The sequence below is a fragment of the Vibrio quintilis genome, assembly GCF_024529975.1.
Lineage (GTDB): Bacteria > Pseudomonadota > Gammaproteobacteria > Enterobacterales > Vibrionaceae > Vibrio > Vibrio quintilis.
Genome location: NZ_AP024897.1, coordinates 2063725 through 2080312, shown reverse-complemented (window position 1 = coordinate 2080312; position 16588 = coordinate 2063725). Strand labels below are relative to the sequence as shown.

At 43.8% G+C, this 16588-nt stretch carries 13 protein-coding genes; 5 read left to right on the top strand and 8 right to left on the bottom strand.

What is annotated here, in order from left to right; translation table 11 throughout:
* Positions 1-57 precede the first annotated feature (57 nt).
* Together OC443_RS09795 and OC443_RS09790 are read right to left on the bottom strand one after the other, a co-directional pair.
* Positions 58-1164, bottom strand: coding sequence for a helix-turn-helix domain-containing protein (locus OC443_RS09795; RefSeq protein WP_073581952.1), 1107 nt, complete (start codon positions 1162-1164; stop codon positions 58-60).
* 158 nt (positions 1165-1322) lie between these two features.
* On the bottom strand, positions 1323-2732 hold the full coding sequence (locus OC443_RS09790; protein WP_073581948.1) for a glycoside-pentoside-hexuronide (GPH):cation symporter: 1410 nt from the start codon (positions 2730-2732) through the stop codon (positions 1323-1325).
* A 351-nt stretch (positions 2733-3083) separates the two neighbouring features.
* Here OC443_RS09790 and OC443_RS09785 point away from each other — a divergent pair, with 351 nt between their 5' ends.
* The gene (locus OC443_RS09785; protein ID WP_073581946.1) at positions 3084-4925 is read left to right on the top strand and encodes a DUF3413 domain-containing protein; all 1842 of its coding nucleotides are present in this window, start codon (positions 3084-3086) and stop codon (positions 4923-4925) included.
* 341 nt (positions 4926-5266) lie between these two features.
* A complete protein-coding gene (locus OC443_RS09780) occupies positions 5267-6214 on the top strand; it encodes a DUF3187 family protein (protein ID WP_073581944.1) in 948 nt (315 codons plus the stop codon).
* Between the two features lie 53 nt (positions 6215-6267).
* Here OC443_RS09780 and OC443_RS09775 read toward each other — a convergent pair whose 3' ends face one another.
* The 3 genes from OC443_RS09775 to OC443_RS09765 all read right to left on the bottom strand — a co-directional run bounded on the left by OC443_RS09775 (position 6268) and on the right by OC443_RS09765 (position 9065).
* Positions 6268-7458: an aminotransferase class I/II-fold pyridoxal phosphate-dependent enzyme gene (locus tag OC443_RS09775; protein WP_073581968.1), complete on the bottom strand. Its 1191-nt coding sequence runs from the start codon at positions 7456-7458 to the stop codon at positions 6268-6270.
* Between the two features lie 113 nt (positions 7459-7571).
* Positions 7572-8540, bottom strand: coding sequence for a glutathione S-transferase family protein (locus OC443_RS09770; RefSeq protein WP_073581942.1), 969 nt, complete (start codon positions 8538-8540; stop codon positions 7572-7574).
* 72 nt (positions 8541-8612) lie between these two features.
* Complete coding sequence (locus OC443_RS09765) at positions 8613-9065, bottom strand: DoxX family protein (RefSeq protein ID WP_073581940.1); 453 nt, start codon at positions 9063-9065, stop codon at positions 8613-8615.
* Between the two features lie 434 nt (positions 9066-9499).
* On the opposite strand from OC443_RS09765, the gene OC443_RS09760 reads away from it, so the two are divergent.
* Positions 9500-10402, top strand: a complete 903-nt coding sequence (locus OC443_RS09760; RefSeq protein ID WP_073581938.1) for a LysR family transcriptional regulator — start codon at positions 9500-9502, stop codon at positions 10400-10402.
* Positions 10403-10408: 6 nt separating this feature from the next.
* Here OC443_RS09760 and OC443_RS09755 read toward each other — a convergent pair whose 3' ends face one another.
* The gene (locus tag OC443_RS09755; RefSeq protein WP_073581936.1) at positions 10409-12142 is read right to left on the bottom strand and encodes an ATP-binding protein; all 1734 of its coding nucleotides are present in this window, start codon (positions 12140-12142) and stop codon (positions 10409-10411) included.
* The gene (locus OC443_RS09750; RefSeq protein WP_073581934.1) at positions 12139-13338 is read right to left on the bottom strand and encodes an FIST signal transduction protein; all 1200 of its coding nucleotides are present in this window, start codon (positions 13336-13338) and stop codon (positions 12139-12141) included. Before OC443_RS09750 ends, OC443_RS09755 begins: the two co-directional genes overlap by 4 nt.
* 369 nt (positions 13339-13707) lie before the next feature.
* Between OC443_RS09750 and OC443_RS09745 the strand changes: the two genes are divergently transcribed.
* Complete coding sequence (locus tag OC443_RS09745; protein WP_073581932.1) at positions 13708-14457, top strand: FNR family transcription factor; 750 nt, start codon at positions 13708-13710, stop codon at positions 14455-14457.
* Between the two features lie 118 nt (positions 14458-14575).
* Positions 14576-15520: a universal stress protein UspE gene (gene uspE, locus OC443_RS09740; RefSeq protein WP_073581930.1), complete on the top strand. Its 945-nt coding sequence runs from the start codon at positions 14576-14578 to the stop codon at positions 15518-15520.
* A 75-nt stretch (positions 15521-15595) separates the two neighbouring features.
* On the opposite strand, the gene ttcA is transcribed toward uspE, so the two are convergent.
* Positions 15596-16489 carry a tRNA 2-thiocytidine(32) synthetase TtcA gene (ttcA, locus tag OC443_RS09735; protein WP_073581928.1) on the bottom strand — a complete coding sequence of 298 codons (894 nt, stop codon included), beginning with the start codon at positions 16487-16489 and terminating at the stop codon, positions 15596-15598.
* Positions 16490-16588 lie beyond the last annotated feature (99 nt).

Below are 16588 nucleotides of genomic sequence, written 5' to 3'. Positions count from 1 at the left end.
CCAGATTCATAATGTCATCTGCCACAGACTCTGTTTGATATAGCTGCTTTGCGTGAACTACGTGACGGCGTCACTTAAAAACTGCTGGCGAAACTTACTGGGTGAGAGCCCGACTTCTTTACTGAATACCTGAGTCAGGTAAGACTGCCCCGGATAACCACATTGGTGTGCGACACTGTCTAAGGTATCTTTGGTGTGCCGGAGTAAATATTTTGCCCGTTTCAGGCGGATTTTCGTCAGGTATTGATGGGCGGTGATCCCGTGAATGATTAAGAATCTTGAGTCCAGTGTTTTTCTGGATATACGGCAGTGATCGGTAACCTGCTTGATTTTGATATTGGAATGAAAGTTGTTCTGAATAAACAACTCGGCTTGACTAACCAGATCATCTGTTTTTTCATGATGAATCGTTGTCGCCGCTTCAAAAAACCGGGTCGGGCTGTATGTCAGTCGCAAACGCCGTTTGAACCGGATCATTTTTATCAGCGTGTCGACGCAGAACCGGCCAAGCTCGTAGGGATTCAGGTCAACAGAGCTGAGTGGTAACGGGGAGATAAGCCGTTCGGTGTCATCACAGTCTGTGCCGATAATTGAAACCTCACCGGGTACTTCAATGCAGTGATGCGCGCAATATTGGGCCAGTTTTCGTGCCGCACGGTCTGAAGAACAGTAAACCCCGACAGGAAACTGTCTTGCTTTGATGGCAGCAAAAATATCTTCAGCATATGCCAGCTCCGTACCGGAGATGAGCTTTTCAAAGGCAGCTTTTCTCTCTTGTCCCCACGGTTGTTGCGCGTCCTGTTCATTGGCAAAGAAGCTGACACAGGTGGGTCTGGCCTCAATGAAACGCCTGAGTGCGGCGTTAGCAAGCGCAGTATTATCCACAACAACGGAGGACATTTCTCCGGCAAAGTCATGACGATAATGGTTTGAATAGACCAATGTTTTAGCTTCGCATGTCCGGACAATCCGGCGAAATTGCCGCTTGTCATAATCAGCAATAATGTAATCCCATGATTCCTGAGTTAATTCATCAAGCGCTGTGCCTGATTCCAGATGTAAACTCACTTTAAGCTTGGTTTCATCCAGTTTTGCCTTGATTCCCTGTAACACCTGACGATCAAAATACATCATACTATCAAGTAATAATAAAAGCCGTTTCATATATGTTTGTGTACTCTTTAATCATCATATTCTTCGGTTCTATCCCCGCTTTGTGTTGTTTATTCACAAGAGTTTGTACATAAAAATACCTCATCAAATCATGAGGTATTTTTGCAGCATCTGATCCGGAACCTGTGATTTTATGTTCCACGGGGCGCTTAACTGACTTTTGCATGGTGTGGCTGAGCGCTGCCTTCTTCTCCTTGTTCCTGCTCTTCCTGAGTCGCTGTTTCATGATGACTCAGATAAGTTTTTATCCGTTCTACTTTTTCATTATCCAGATGGTAGAACAACATAATAATAGCCAGAGACAGGAAAATAATCCCCGGAATCACGGTAAATAACAAATTGATGGCCTCAATGGCAGCGTTTGTCTGTTCGCTGGCGCCGCCGATATACCCGGCTCCGGCCAGAATCCAGCCCACAGCCGCACCACCAATAGCGATCCCCAGCTTAATTGCAAATAAGTTAGTGGAAAAAACCATGCCGCTTAAAGAACGGTTACTGCGGTACTTTTCATAATCGACAATATCCGACATCATACTCCACAGAATGGGTGTTGTTGCCATCTGCACAAATCCCAGCAAAGCAACCAGCAGAAAAACCATCCCGATACGGTGAGGATCGACAAGGAATAAGACCGAGGAAAGTATACCGGAAATCATGATCAGAACGCGGTAAACCTGCGGTTTGTTGTAGCGTCCCAGCAGTGGTTCAGACAGAATGGCACCGATAATGTTGGCAACCATACCGGTCACCATCAGTGCAGTCGAAAGTTCAGGGCGGCCCATGACACTTTTCACATAGTACATTGTTGAAGCCCCTTTCAGGACAACTCCGGTAAGCAGGACAACATTGAGAATAAACAGCACCCGCCACTGATCATTTTTCAACAGCAGCTTTAAATCCTGCCAGACTGACCGGACTTGTTCTTCTTTGATCAGATACCGTTCCTTTGTACAGGCAAAGCTAAAGAAAAACAGAATAATTGCACCAAGCCCCATCACGGCCATGGCACCCATATATCCTTTTTGCTCATTGCCCTGCCCGATAATATCAACCAGTGGCAGAGCCACCATTGCAACCACAAGTCCGCCTGAAGTACTGAGTGCAAAGCGATATGACTGAAGTGAAGTTCTTTCCCGCGAGTCATTGGTCAGGGTATTTGCCATGGCACAATATGGAACATTGATCGCGGTGTACATCAGGGTCAGAAAAATATAGGACGCATACGCATAAATAATTTTTCCCGTGCTGCCGGCGTCCGGTGTATAGAAAGTCACCATACAGGCCAGACCAAACGGAATCGCCATCCAGAGTAAATACGGTCGGTAACGGCCGTGTTTCGAGTGAGTTCTGTCGACAATTGCGCCCATTAACGGGTCAGTGATGGCATCAATACACCGGACCAGCAGGAACATGGTTCCCATATGTGCCGGGGACAAACCATAAATGTCTGTGTAGAAGTAAGCCAGAAACAACATCACCGTTTGCCAGACGAAATTACAACCGGTGTCTCCTGCGCCATACGCTATTTTTTCTTTTACAGATAGCTTTATTGTATTCATTGTTTATCCTCCGGAGGAGTCATCACGTTATTGGACCCGGATACTATGACGAATCCGGACAGGAATATCTGATTCCTGTTCCGCTATTACGAAATATGAAACAAGGATTACGAAATATATAATGTTCAATAATCATTCACAGACGAAAAATAACCAGGCCAAAAGACATCGATCATAGATGAAACACAATATGTTATTTTATGGGATATAAATCACATAAACACGCCACTTTTTAATCATACTGTCATATATGTGTAAATAACTTCCTTGCGTCCTCTGTTGTGAACGCTGTATTATTTACAACTCTTTACATTCCTGCCTCAGTCGCTATTTATAGATTAGAGTTCAAATATGATATTTAAGCAGAAACTCCATTCTCATGGTTGGTTTATCCTGTTCAATTCACTGGTATTAATTGCCGTTTCACTACGATATTTTTCTTTTTTACCGGAGTGGCCGGTTGATTTCCTGGGGAATGCATTTCTTGTTGTATCTGTGATCGGCCAGATGACGTTACTGGCTGCTATTATTGGCGCAATATCAATTATTTTTCTGCTCCTGACGAACTGGCCCAGAACGATGCTTCAGGCGGCTGTGGCAACGTTAGGGATTGCGGCGCTGTTTATTGATACCAGTGTATTCTCACTATACCGCTTCCATATCAATTTCGTGGTGTTAAACCTGGTTTTATCCGGGCAGATTGTGACATTTCCGTGGGTGGTCTGGCTGACTGTTATCAGTGGTGTCGTGGTATTATTTGCTGCTGAATTATGGCTGATTCGCTGGCTGGACAGTCGTCCGGCGTTACTTCGTTTTAAACTCGGGCGAAAATTCGCATTTATCGTTTTTTGCTGTCTGTTATCGACTAATCTGATTCATATCTGGGCTTCAGCCAATGTCTACCGGCCAGTGACAACACTGACTCGTTATCTGCCGCTGTTTTATCCGGCGACTGCTAACTCTCTCATGAGGAAAATGGGCTGGGTTGACAGAGAAGCCATTGACCGGCAAAAGGCAATGCGGATGAAGACCAAAACCAGCCTGCAGTATCCGCTTAATCCGCTTGAGACAACTGAAGTAAAAAAACCGGTAAATATTATGCTGCTCGCAATTGATACCTGGCGGGCTGATGCTTTTTCTCAGGAAGTAACACCAAATATGTGGCAGATGGCTCATCAGCATGATGCGGCAATCTTCAACAATCATTTATCAACCGGTAATGCAACCCGGGCAGGTATTTTTGGTCTGTTTAACGGTATCCCCAGCACTTACTGGCAATCTTTTCTGGCCAATACCCAGCCTTCCCTGCTGATTCAGCGCCTGCAGGCACTGAATTATGAGATGGGAATTTTTACTTCGGCGCGGCTCAATCATCCTGAGTTTGATAAGACGGTTTTTGCCAGTATCCCGAATGTCCGGATTGGTACTATTGGCGGAAGAAACTACCGCAGAGATCAGAAAATGACGAAAGACTGGCTGAAGTGGTATAAAAACAGAGATAAAACCAGGCCAACATTTTCATTTTTATTTTACGATGCAGTTCACGGATTTGATTTTCCGCCCAATTATCCGCATAAATTTAAGCCAATGTGGTCAAAAGTAAATCATCTTGAATTAAATAACGACACGGATCCGAATTTATATTTCAACCTGTATAAAAACAGCGTTAATTTCGTCGATAGCTTAGTGAAAAAAGTATTTGATGAGCTACAGGCATCCGGTGAACTGGAAAATACCCTGATCATTCTGACCAGCGATCACGGAGAAGAAATGAATGATAACAAGCTGAATTTCTGGGGACACAACGGCAACTTTACCGACGCTCAGATCAGAGTGCCGTTTGTTATTTTTGGTCCCGGATTTGATAAGCATAAAACACCCTGGAATATGAGTGCGGTTACCAGTCATTCAGATATGGTGCCGACATTAATGAAGCATTATCTGGGCGTGAAAAATCCGGTCTCTGATTATTCAACCGGCATTGATTTACTTGGCAAAGAAATAGACAGAGACTGGATTATTTCAGCCAAATACAGTGGATATGCAATTATTACCAAAGATACGATTCTGGAAGTTTTAGGCAGCGGTGATTATTCATTAATGGATAAAACCAACCGTCCTTTAAAAGAGCAGAAAATAAACTATCAACATGTGCAGCAGGCGCTTGAACAAATCAGCCGTTATTACCGGTAATTTTTGCATTCTTCCCAAACAACCTGAAGATGCAGGTTTCAGTGTCAGGAGAATTTGAAAGGTGGGTGCATTCCTGTATTCTCTTTCCTTGAACTGTACCTTTCGGCTGCAGGCTGAATCATGCGTCTTCAGGTTGCCTGGATATATGTCATATGGGTATCAGAAATTTACGTTAAGATGTTTCAGGATACTCAGACAGCCGGAAAACAGTTTTTTCCGGTCGTTTGAGAATTCATTCAGGTTGTACGGAAATAAAGATTGTTTATTTTTCAGGCAATTTTATTTACAGCGCATGTTTAATTATTAACCAAATCAATTGTTGTACGGAATTCATTACATCTATGAATAAACGGATATTATTTTTTATTGCTCTGTTGTTAATTAGCCGGGTAAGTTTTTCAGCGATTCAGAGCCGCCCTTTCCGGACCTATCCGACCTCGCCTTACCAGTCAACTTCTTTAGCCACTCAGCTACGTTCTGCTTTTCCGGTTGAGCATGCCGAAATATTTGTGACGGGGAGTATGTCAAGTGTCTGGGCCCAAAGTGATGGCTTCAAACTGGATTATTATCAAAATCAGACAATGGGTGGTTTGGAATGGCGGTTTAGTCCGCGAATGAGTGCTGAACTGAAATATCAGTATGCATGGGCCGGAAATAACGGGCTGGACTCACTGACATTCAGTTTTCATGACTTGCTCGGTATCAGCCAGAACGGACGTTCAAAGGTTAAAAAGCATCAGTTTAATATCGATAGCCCGGCTTATGGTTATTCTGTTCATGATTTTGAAGGTGAAGTGATGGCAAGTGCCATTCATGGTTATCTTCAGTATCAGGTGTTTACCCTGGGAAATCAGGCTTTATCTGTTGGTGGAAGTCTTTATTTTAATGAAGTCAATGGTTCCCCTTTCGAAACGGCCAGCTTTGAACAGGGAGCACAGATTAACTATTCCCTGCTCTACGGCCCGCATTCCTTTTTCTCTACATTTGGCGTGACCTATCGCAGCGATGATGTTTTAAATACGCTGCCGGTTAAAAGTTTCACTACAGCCTGGGCGCTGGGCTACGGACAGCGTTTTACCCGAAATCAGGAGTTGATGCTTCAGTATCATGGATTTGAAGGGGTGCTGAAAGATACCAGTGAATTCTCCAAACCTTCACATGAGGTTGTGCTTGGCTATCGCTATTATTATTACCAGTCGATGTTTGAACTATCTGCCACGGAAAATATCGTGAATATGGACAACTCGGCTGATATTGCCTTTAGTGCCGGGATTCGTCTGTTTTTGTAACCATTTTATCAGACAACTATTTTGCTGGATGACGGTCAGTCATCCAGCCATCATCAGGTCAATTCATCAATGTTGCTGAGTGCGGTTTCCAGATCATGAATCAGATCATCAATATTTTCTATACCGGCTGAGTAGCGGATTAAGCTTTCCGGAATCCCGGTTCTTTCTCTTTCTTCAGCATTCAGTTCTGCATGGCTGGTTGTTTTGGGTAGTCCTGCCAGCGTTTCAACAGAACCCAGGCTCCCTGCTCTGTGAGCAATTTTCAGATGATTCAGCACCTGGATAGCCCGGTCGGGTTCTCCTTTAACGGTAAAGCTCAGAATACCACCGAATCCGCTCATTTGTTTTTTGGCAATTTCATAATCCGGATGGGTTTTCAGCCCCGGATAAAATACCTGCTCTATGAGAAAATGATTGCTCAGATAATCTGCAATTTTCCCTGCATTCTCATTGTGGCGCTGAATGCGGAGTTCCAGTGTTTTCATCCCCCGCAATATCATATAAGCAGATTGCGCGTCTAATGCCGCACCGGTAATTTCTTTATAACTGAGAATAGTGTTGATGAGTGACCGGCGGCCAACAGCCAGCCCGCCCATGGCATCAGAATGACCATTGAGATATTTGGTGGCACTGTAAACCACCAGATCGACCCCAAGCTGCAGAGGTTTCTGGTTGATCGGAGAAGCAAACGTATTATCGACAATCACAAGCGCGCCATATTGATGGGCACATTGCGTGATACGGGCCAGATCAATCACTTTGAGTGTCGGATTTGTGGGCGTTTCCAGATAGACAAGCTGACATCCGGCTTTGATTGCTGATTCAATCGCAGCATAGTCGGTCGTATCACACCAGTTGATATCAATGTTAAGGTTCGGCAGATAGTCGAGGAAAAGTTTGTTGGTTCCGCCATATATATCTTTGATGGTGACAATCCGATCGCCGGGCTTTAATAAAGCGAAAAGTGTATTGCTGATGGCTGCCATGCCGGTTGAAAAACTGGTTGCAGCTTCCCCTTCATCCAGCTGACAGATTTTTTCTTCCAGCACATTCACGGTTGGATTTCCGTTCCTGGAATAAGTATACCCGGATTCGGTACCATCGACGACATCAAGCCATGATTCGACATCATTAAATCCGAATCCAACCGAATGAAAAACCGGAGTTGTAATAGCCCCATAAGGCGCTGGCTCTTGTTCTCCACCCCATACCGATGAAGTACCATTTTCAGGGATACGTTTCATTTGACCGCCTCCAAAGCATTGAAATGATAAAGTTATCATAAAAATTTTCTGGCCGGCGGAAAAATGGAGTCAGGCTGTGCAGTTAAACTGCAAATTAGCCAGGAAAAATGCAGTTATAGTGCATCAATGTTCTGAATGTGTAACGCAGGACCAACAGGCACAATACCATTTGGATTCAGCGCTTTGATTGAATAGTAACCCTGCTTGATATGATCAATGCTTACTGTGTCCCGGATACCATCAACCTCAAGGATCCGCTGGACATACTTTGATAAGAAAGGCATCTGCATAATCAGGTTACGGTTACATTTAAACAGTCCGTAATAAGCCGCATCAAACCGGATTAAAGTAACAAACGTACGGATATCTGACTCGGTTATCTGCTCTCCCAACAGATAAGATCTGCCATCTGATAATTGATGTTCCAGTATATCCAGCATATTGAACACCCCCTGATAAGCTTCTTCATAAGCAAACTGGGAGCTGGCAAATCCGGCTTTGTATACGCCGTTATTCAGCTGTTCATAAATGCTGGCATTTAATTGATCAATCTCCTGTTGCTGAGGTTCCGGATACAAATCCAAAACAGAGCCTGTCAGATGATCAAAGGCTGTGTTTAACATGCGGATAATATCGGCAGATTCATTATTGACAATCGTAGCCGTTTTCTTATCCCATAACACCGGCACTGTTGCCCGCCCGGTAAACTCCGGAGCGACCTGTGTATATAGCTGATGAATATATTGGTGTCCGTTTAATTCGTCTGCATGGGAACCAGGAAAACCATCAAACTGCCAGCCCTGATCGGTCATCACCGGGTTCACTACCGTAACAGTGATATACTCCTCAAGCTGTTTTAATGCTCTGACCATTAAAGTTCTGGAAGCCCAGGGACAAATGTATGCGACATAAAGATGATAACGGCCTTTTTCTGCTTTAAAGCCACCGTCTCCTGTCGGGCCGGGCTCACCATCTTTCGTGATCCAGTGGCGGAATTCTGAAATCTGTCTGACAAAGCGCCCTTTGTCATCTTTTGCCTGTACGGGTGTCCAGTCTTTTGTCCATGTTCCGTTAACTAACATCGCTTTGTCCTCCGGTTCAGTTGATTTTAAACTCTTATCTGCGTCTGAATTTGTTTTCCTGTGCCTCAGGTCTTATCTGCGTGTTAAACGTGAAACAATCCATTGATCGACGGAAACACGTCCGGCCCCCTGAACAAGCAGAAAAAGACAGATAACCAGCAGAGATAATGCATATTCGTAACCGTTGTTTTGCAGAAACAGACCGTTGTGAATATGAACTGAGAAAATCGCCATGATCATCGTAAATGCTGTGACCGCTGCGGCCGGACGTGTCAATAAACCAATCAGTAATGCCAGTCCGCCAAAAAACTCGCCACATCCGGCCAGCAGAGCCATCAGATATCCCGGTTCAAGTCCGATACTTGCCATCCACTGCCCGGTGCCTTCAAGGCCGTAACCGCCAAACAGGCCAAACAGTTTTTGCGAGCCATGCGCCATGAAAATAATCCCGGCAGGAACCCGGAGAATCAGTGGTGAAAAAGCAGGTGCTGATGTCAAAAGCCGGGTTAATTGTTGTGTATTCATTTGTATATCCTCGTGTCAGGTTGTTATCTGTGCTGTGAGATTAAATTTACATCCTATACTTTTATTGATAAATACTTTGTTTGTTTAATAATTATCAACAAAATATGTATAATGATAAAATGGGAAATATCTGGCAGACATGTTATACCCAAGCAACCTGAAGATGCATGATTCAGCGTGCAGCCGAAAGGTACAGTTCAAGGAAAGAGAATGCAGGAATGTAACCACCTTTCAAATTCTCTTGACACAGAAATGTGCCTTTCAGCTCACGCCCTACGGGTGAGTTTGTCAGGCTCTGATACGGCGTTACTGATTTTCAACGTAGAATGACTATGTCTTCAAATCAGTGCCTTGTCTCAGAGCCTGACAAATCTCACTGAACCCTGCATCTTCAGGTTGTTTGGGTATAGTCATTATTGAGAGGATGTATCACGATGGACAAACTTGAAACGATGAAAGCTTTTTTAGCGGTCGTACAGGAAGGATCTTTTTCAAAAGCCTCAGAGAAACTGAATTTATCGCCTCAGCTGGTCAGTAAGTATGTTTCCTGGCTGGAAGACAAGCTAAAAACCCGCCTGTTAAACAGAACAACCCGGAAAGTCAGTGTGACAGAAGCCGGCCGGGCCTATTTTGAACGCTGCCAGCAGATTTTAATTGATCTGGAAGAAACTGAAAATTCACTGACTAACCTTGAACAGCACGTTTCCGGCACACTAACCATCAGTGCTCCGATGTCCTTTGGTACCCGGCATTTAGCCAGGTTGCTGGTTGATTTTCAAAGACTATATCCTGACGTGAACATTGACTTACAGCTGACCGATACAAAAGTTGATATTGTGGATCAGGGCATCGATGTAGCGCTGCGGATTGGCTATTTGAAAAACTCGACTTTGATTGCGAAAAAAATCACCCCAATCCGGCTGGCAATCTGCGCTTCCCCGGAATACCTGAAGCAATACGGTGAACCGTCCACCCCGGATGAACTGGCAAACCACTATTATCTGAAATATACCTACTCAGAAGATAATTTTGTTTTCAGCCAGTTTAACAGGCAGTCCGCAGGGCTCAGGCTCAAACATACGATAACAGCAAATAACGGCGATCTTCTGATGAATGCCGCAGTACATGGCGGCGGGATCATTATTCAGCCGACATTTATTACCGGTGAAGCCATCGCCCGGGGAAAACTGAAAAGAATTCTGCCCGGATATGAGCCTTCATCCCTGAACATGTATGCTGTTTATGCCCACAGAAAATTTCTCGCCAGCAAAGTCCGTAGTTTTGTTGATTTCGTCGTTCAGTATTATGGTGAAGTACCGTACTGGGATCAGTACTGACAGAGATCATACGTCTGATTTTTTCTTATTCAGATAGCTCATCACAACTTCATTAATATGATGGCTTCTGAATGGTTTCACAATCCAGTCATTCATTCCTGCGTCAAGGCAGCGGTTTTTATCCTCAGGCATCGAATGAGCGGTTAAAGCAATAATCGGCGTGCCGATTCCCTTCGCTCTCAGTTTCTGTGTCGCTTCGATGCCGTCCATGACCGGCATCGAAATATCCATCAGAATTAAATCGAATTGTTCTTCTGTATCAACAATTTCCAGAGATTCCTGACCATTGTCAACAATAGTGACGTTGTAACCCATCTGAGTTAACAGCAACTGAATTACGACCTGATTGGTTCGGGTATCTTCAACCACCAGAATGTTTTTTCTGGACATCCTCACCGGTGATGACGGCTTGACTTCCTGTCCGGTAGTTTGCGTTGGTTTGATGGCCCGCTGCATCTGCAATGGCAGAGTCACCGTAAAGGTTGTCCCCTGATTTAACTGGCTGCTGACCTGAACCTCACCATCCATCAACCCGACCAGGTGTTTCGTGATTGCCAGTCCTAATCCGGTGCCGCCATAATTTCGGGTCCGGGTATTATCTGCCTGCATAAATGGTACAAACAACTGCTTTAACGTCTCCGGATCCATGCCGATGCCGGTATCTGCCACTGTGATTTCCAGTTGTTGATTATCTGAGCGGATATGAACGGCAACCCTGCCGTCTTTATCGGTAAACTTAATCGCATTGCCGGCTAAATTAAAAACAATCTGAATCACCCGGGCCGGATCAATCAGATATTCATAGTCACGGCATACCTGAATCATCAGATCAAATGTCAGCCCTTTCTGGCTGGCACTTTTTTCATGATATTCGAAAGCATGAGCGAGTCGTTCATGTAAATTAACCCATTGTCTGTTTAATCTGCTGTGTCCGGATTCAATCACACTGATATCGAGAATATCACCAATGATCGCGTGAAGCAGTTCCGCTGAGTTTTCCATTCTGGTCAATAACTTTTTCTGGTGATCATCAGAATTCCGGCGCAACAGTTCAATAATACCAATAACGGCATTCAATGGTGTTCTCAGTTCATGGCTCATCATGGCAAGGAACTGAGATTTCGTTTCATTGGCCTTTTCCGCAGCCTGCCTGGCTTCCTGAAGCTCCCGGGTCCGCAAATTCACCAGAGTTTGCAACTCTTCTTTATGTTCAATATCGCCAATCGCTCTTTCAATGAGCGGACGGAATCTGGATAGTGTTGATTTGGTTTCTATCCCGAACTGTCCTTTCACCTGACCGAGTAACAGCAATACTGAGTCACTCGCCTGAGCCCGGATACCAATCATCAGCACCGAGTGGATATTCTGCCTCAGCAGCTCAGGCAGAGACTGGAATTCTTCAACCTGTTCCGGTTCAAAAACCAGAATGCACTCCCCGTTTAATGCCCGGTGAAACTTATTGCGATAACCCCAGAAACAATGCTCAAACTCGGCACTGGAAGAAAGAAAAGTAGAAAAATTGACCTCAGTTTTTTCCTTGGACAGGACGACAAAATCATCAAATCTGATGTAACGGGACAATGCTTTCTTTAATTCATCAAATATCTGGTATTTATTTTGCGACTGGCTCAATGCTGACAGCGTTGCAAAAATGACCTGATTTTCTTCGGCCAGGCGGGCTTCCCGCTCTTTGGTCTGCCTTAACTCAAGCAATGTTTCATTCAGTTGCTCACTCATCATAATTTCATAAACTCCGATTCGTAAAAAACCACAGATGAAATCATCAGGTTGCCGTGGGCATTTTCTCCGTCAGCGAAACGGCCCTGTTCCCCGAATGTGAAAGGACAGATGAAAGGACGATGATTCAGTAGCTGGCTGATTTGTCCCTGCACCTGACGAATATCGTCGCCTAACCGTTCCATCGCTCCGGCACAATAGATAGAAACACTACCCAGCTGCTCAGCATCCGTATAGTTTTTTGAGTTCGCCTCTTTTAATACCCGGGCTGCGCGGTTGATCAATTTCGAACGCGAACCGGTCATTAATGTGATTTCTTCTCCGGACTGAACATTAGCAAACAGTTCTAAAGCCCCCTGTTCTGTGATACGAAGCGGATGAACCAGTTTATAGTAAGGCTGTCCGTCAATATCCCCGACCTGACGACCTAAAGGAAAACGGGTGACGTGGTTAAAAATAAATTCGTCTGAAATCTGAATACCGGAGTGATCGCTAATCCAGGCTTTGTACATTTCTTTGGCCGGAACGCCATCGATTTCTTCAAGCAGCCGTCCTTTTGAGGCCGTAATGGTGCCGATGAATTCTGTCGGAGAATAACCGCCACTAAAGCCAGTCGCCAGCGGCTTATCAGGAAAAGCCAGTTGAATTGCCATACCGGCATCTGAATGACCTTTTTCCGTCATTATTGACCACTTGCCTTTGATGAAATGATCCGCAGCACTCCCGCCAATGATCGGAATTCGTGTCGAGAAGAATTGATCAATGGCTTGCATGATCTCTTCTTCGTATCCCGGCGTCGCATGTAAGACAATCAATCCCGGTACTTCGCCAACACGGTTTACGGTTTGCAAAGCATCTTTAATTGACTGCCTGACTTTGACCTGAATGCTTCCATGTTCAGAAAATTGAGTAAATCCGGTGGTAAAGACACAGGAAGATGAAGCCCTGACGCCCATCATCGCAAGCACTGGCCCTTCGAAGTACCCGGTCTCGGTCATGATGCCTTTAAATGAAGAACAGCCAATAATCGACGTATCAGGAAATAACCGGGTTAATTCCCGCCAGAGAACCTCAGCGGAATACTCTTCTGTGTAATAAAAATACAGACATGCAAGATCTTGAGTGTGAAGATTGGATGCCAGCTCTTTCACAGCTTCAACAGATTTTATTTTTTGAGAAACTCGGGTAAAAAAATGCATTTCGTATATGAATAATTTTCAGGACCATTCACTAACAATTTTATATAGATCACAGAATTATGCACATACTATTTTATTTATCAGTAAAAAAAAACTTCAAAGTTTATGGTGTTGGTCACATCAATACCAAACTATCGACATATTTTTCTATCAAACAGGAGTCGGTAAGCGTTTGTCAGGAAGCTGATTTTCCTGCGTGCAAAAGCCATTCTGTCATACACAATTTATGTATCACAGTTGACGGTTTACTATTTAACGAAAATCAATGAAAAATATCTATCCTACTCATATTAAAGAAGTTTTTTAGCTATCCTTTAGTTACAAGGAATGGTAAAATATTGATATATATCAATGTAGCGAAAGGTTATTATGATCTCCGATAAGCCAGGTGCCAAAAGGATTCAATCAGGGGGATGTGCGATTCACTGTCAGGATTGCAGTATCAGCCAGTTATGCATTCCCTTTACTTTGAACGAGTCTGAACTTGACCAACTCGATCAAATTATTGAAAGAAAAAAGCCGATTCAAAAAGGTCAGGAGCTGTTTAAAGCCGGGGATGAATTGAAATCTTTATATGCAATTCGTTCAGGTACAATTAAAAGCTATACCATCACAGAACAAGGCGACGAACAAATTACAGCATTCCATCTGGCTGGTGATTTAGTCGGATTTGACGCTATAACCGGAGATTCTCACCCAAGTTTCGCCCAAGCACTCGAAACCTCCATGGTGTGTGAAATTCCTTATGAAATTCTGGATGATTTATCGGGGAAAATGCCAAAACTTCGTCAACAAATCATGCGCTTGATGAGTAATGAAATCAAAGGCGATCAAGAGATGATCCTTCTCTTATCCAAGAAGAATGCAGAAGAAAGATTAGCCGCTTTTTTATTCAACCTATCCAGCCGTTTTGCCCAGCGTGGATTTAGTCCGAGAGAGTTTCGTCTGACGATGACACGTAGCGATATTGGTAACTATCTGGGCTTAACTGTCGAGACAATCAGCCGCTTACTGGGCCGTTTCCAGAAATCTGAAATTCTCAGTGTGAAAGGTAAATATATTACCATTCTGGATCATGATGCGCTGATGGAATTAGCCGGGGTTTCAACTGAAAGTTAATCACCTCTGATACAGCTTGCTTGATGAGCTGTATCAAAATTCTTCATTCTCCTTCTCTTTTTTTCCTTAAATTACGCTAAAGTTGTATTAGGATCTCTGCAAAAAGAGGGAGCATAAAATGAGTATTTACAATAATATACTGGTTGTTGCTGACATTAATAACGATGAGCAGGCAGCGCTTGCCCGGGCAATGCAACTAGCTAATAAGAGTGTCAGCAAAAGCCGTGTCACCTTGTTCCTTTCTATTTATGATTTCTCTTATGAGATGACTTCTATGCTCTCTTCCGATGAACGGGAAGCGATGCGCAGAGGTGTGGTTCATCAGCGAAAATTGTGGTTACAAAATATTGCTGAGCCCTATATCAGTGATGATATAAATTTTGATGTCAAAGTCGTCTGGTATCATCGTCCGTATGAGGCGATTATCGCTGAAGTTTTTGCGGGCCATTATGATATTTTAATCAAATCAACTCACAAGCATGATTTTCTTGAATCTGTCATTTTTACACCAACTGACTGGCATCTGATCCGCAAATGTCCCTGCCCGGTTTTGCTCGTCAAACATGCCGAATGGCATGAGAATGCCAATATTATGGCTTCGGTTAATATTGGTTCAGAGAGTGAAACACACCAGAAACTGAATGTAAAAATGACGGAGCAATTATTAAATATTGCTGAAAGATTTTCTGCGAAACCATTTTTAGTCAGCGCTTATCCAACGACGCCGTCAAATGTTGCCATCGAGCTGCCTGAATTCGATGCAATTGCATACAACGATGCACTCCGGGCTCATTACCTCACGGCCATGAAAGCGCTGAGACAGGAATTTCATATTCATGATGAGCATACACTGGTCGAAGAAGGTCTGCCCGAAGAAATTATCCCTAAACTGGCGAAGCAGCTTGATTCATCGATGGTCATTCTGGGCACGACCGGAAGAACAGGCTTGTCTTCTGTGTTTATTGGTAATACTGCAGAGCATGTCATCGATAAAATTGATTGTGATGTACTGGCGTTAAAGCCTGAAGGATATGTCAGCCCCTTAGATCCTGAACATCATTAATCAGTTTCTCTCTGGTGATTCAGACACGAAAAAGGGCCGCTTTCCGGCCCTTTTTGTTTTTTTAAAGGGATAATTTTAAAGATTGGTCACATCGATAAACATGGATTCATCAATGTTTGTTGAAGACACAATCGCTTCATTGAAAGCGTAGCCTTCTCTTTCTCCTTCACGCGCAAGCGGCAAATTAACAAAATCAAACAAGTCCCGGTCTGCCAGCTGGCTCGGGCTGACACTCTGGATAGATTTGAAAATACTTTCTACCCTGCCCGGCGTTTTTTTATCCCATTCGATCAACATTGACTTGATATTTTGTCGCTGCAGATTTTCCTGAGAACCACATAAATTGCACGGAATAATCGGAAACTGTTTCGCATTGGCATAACGGATCAAATCTTTTTCCCGGCAGTAACTCAGTGGCCGGATCACAATATTACGCTCATCGTCAGAACGAAGTTTTGGAGGCATCGCCTTCATCCGTGAGCCATGAAACATATTCAGAAACAGCGTCTCAACAATATCATCCATATGGTGGCCAAGAGCGATTTTTGTCGCTTTAATTTTTTCCGCAAAAGAGTAAAGCGTGCCACGGCGAAGCCGGGAACATAGTCCACAAGTGGTTTTGCCTTCGGATATTTTTTCCTTGACGACCGAATACGTATCCTTATCAATAATATAATAAGGAATCCCCAGCTGACGAAAATACTCAGGTAAAATATGTTCCGGGAAACCCGGTTGCTTTTGGTCAAGATTCACCGCAACCACCTCAAAATGGATTGGTGCCGCTTTTTGCAGGTTTAAAAGAATATCGAGCATTGCAAATGAATCTTTACCGCCACTGATACACGCCATGACTACATCACCGTCTTCAATCATGTTGTAATCAATAATTGCATTGCCAACATTCCTTCTCAGACGTTTCTGTAGTTTATTCAATTCTAGTGTCTCTTTTCTGGTATCTTTCTGATTCATTACAACTTCTCAATACGCTATCCAGGCAGCCCGGATTTATTTCCTGACCGGTAAACAGGGCGTGGATTATACGGACTTTTAACAACGGTTGGAATACTC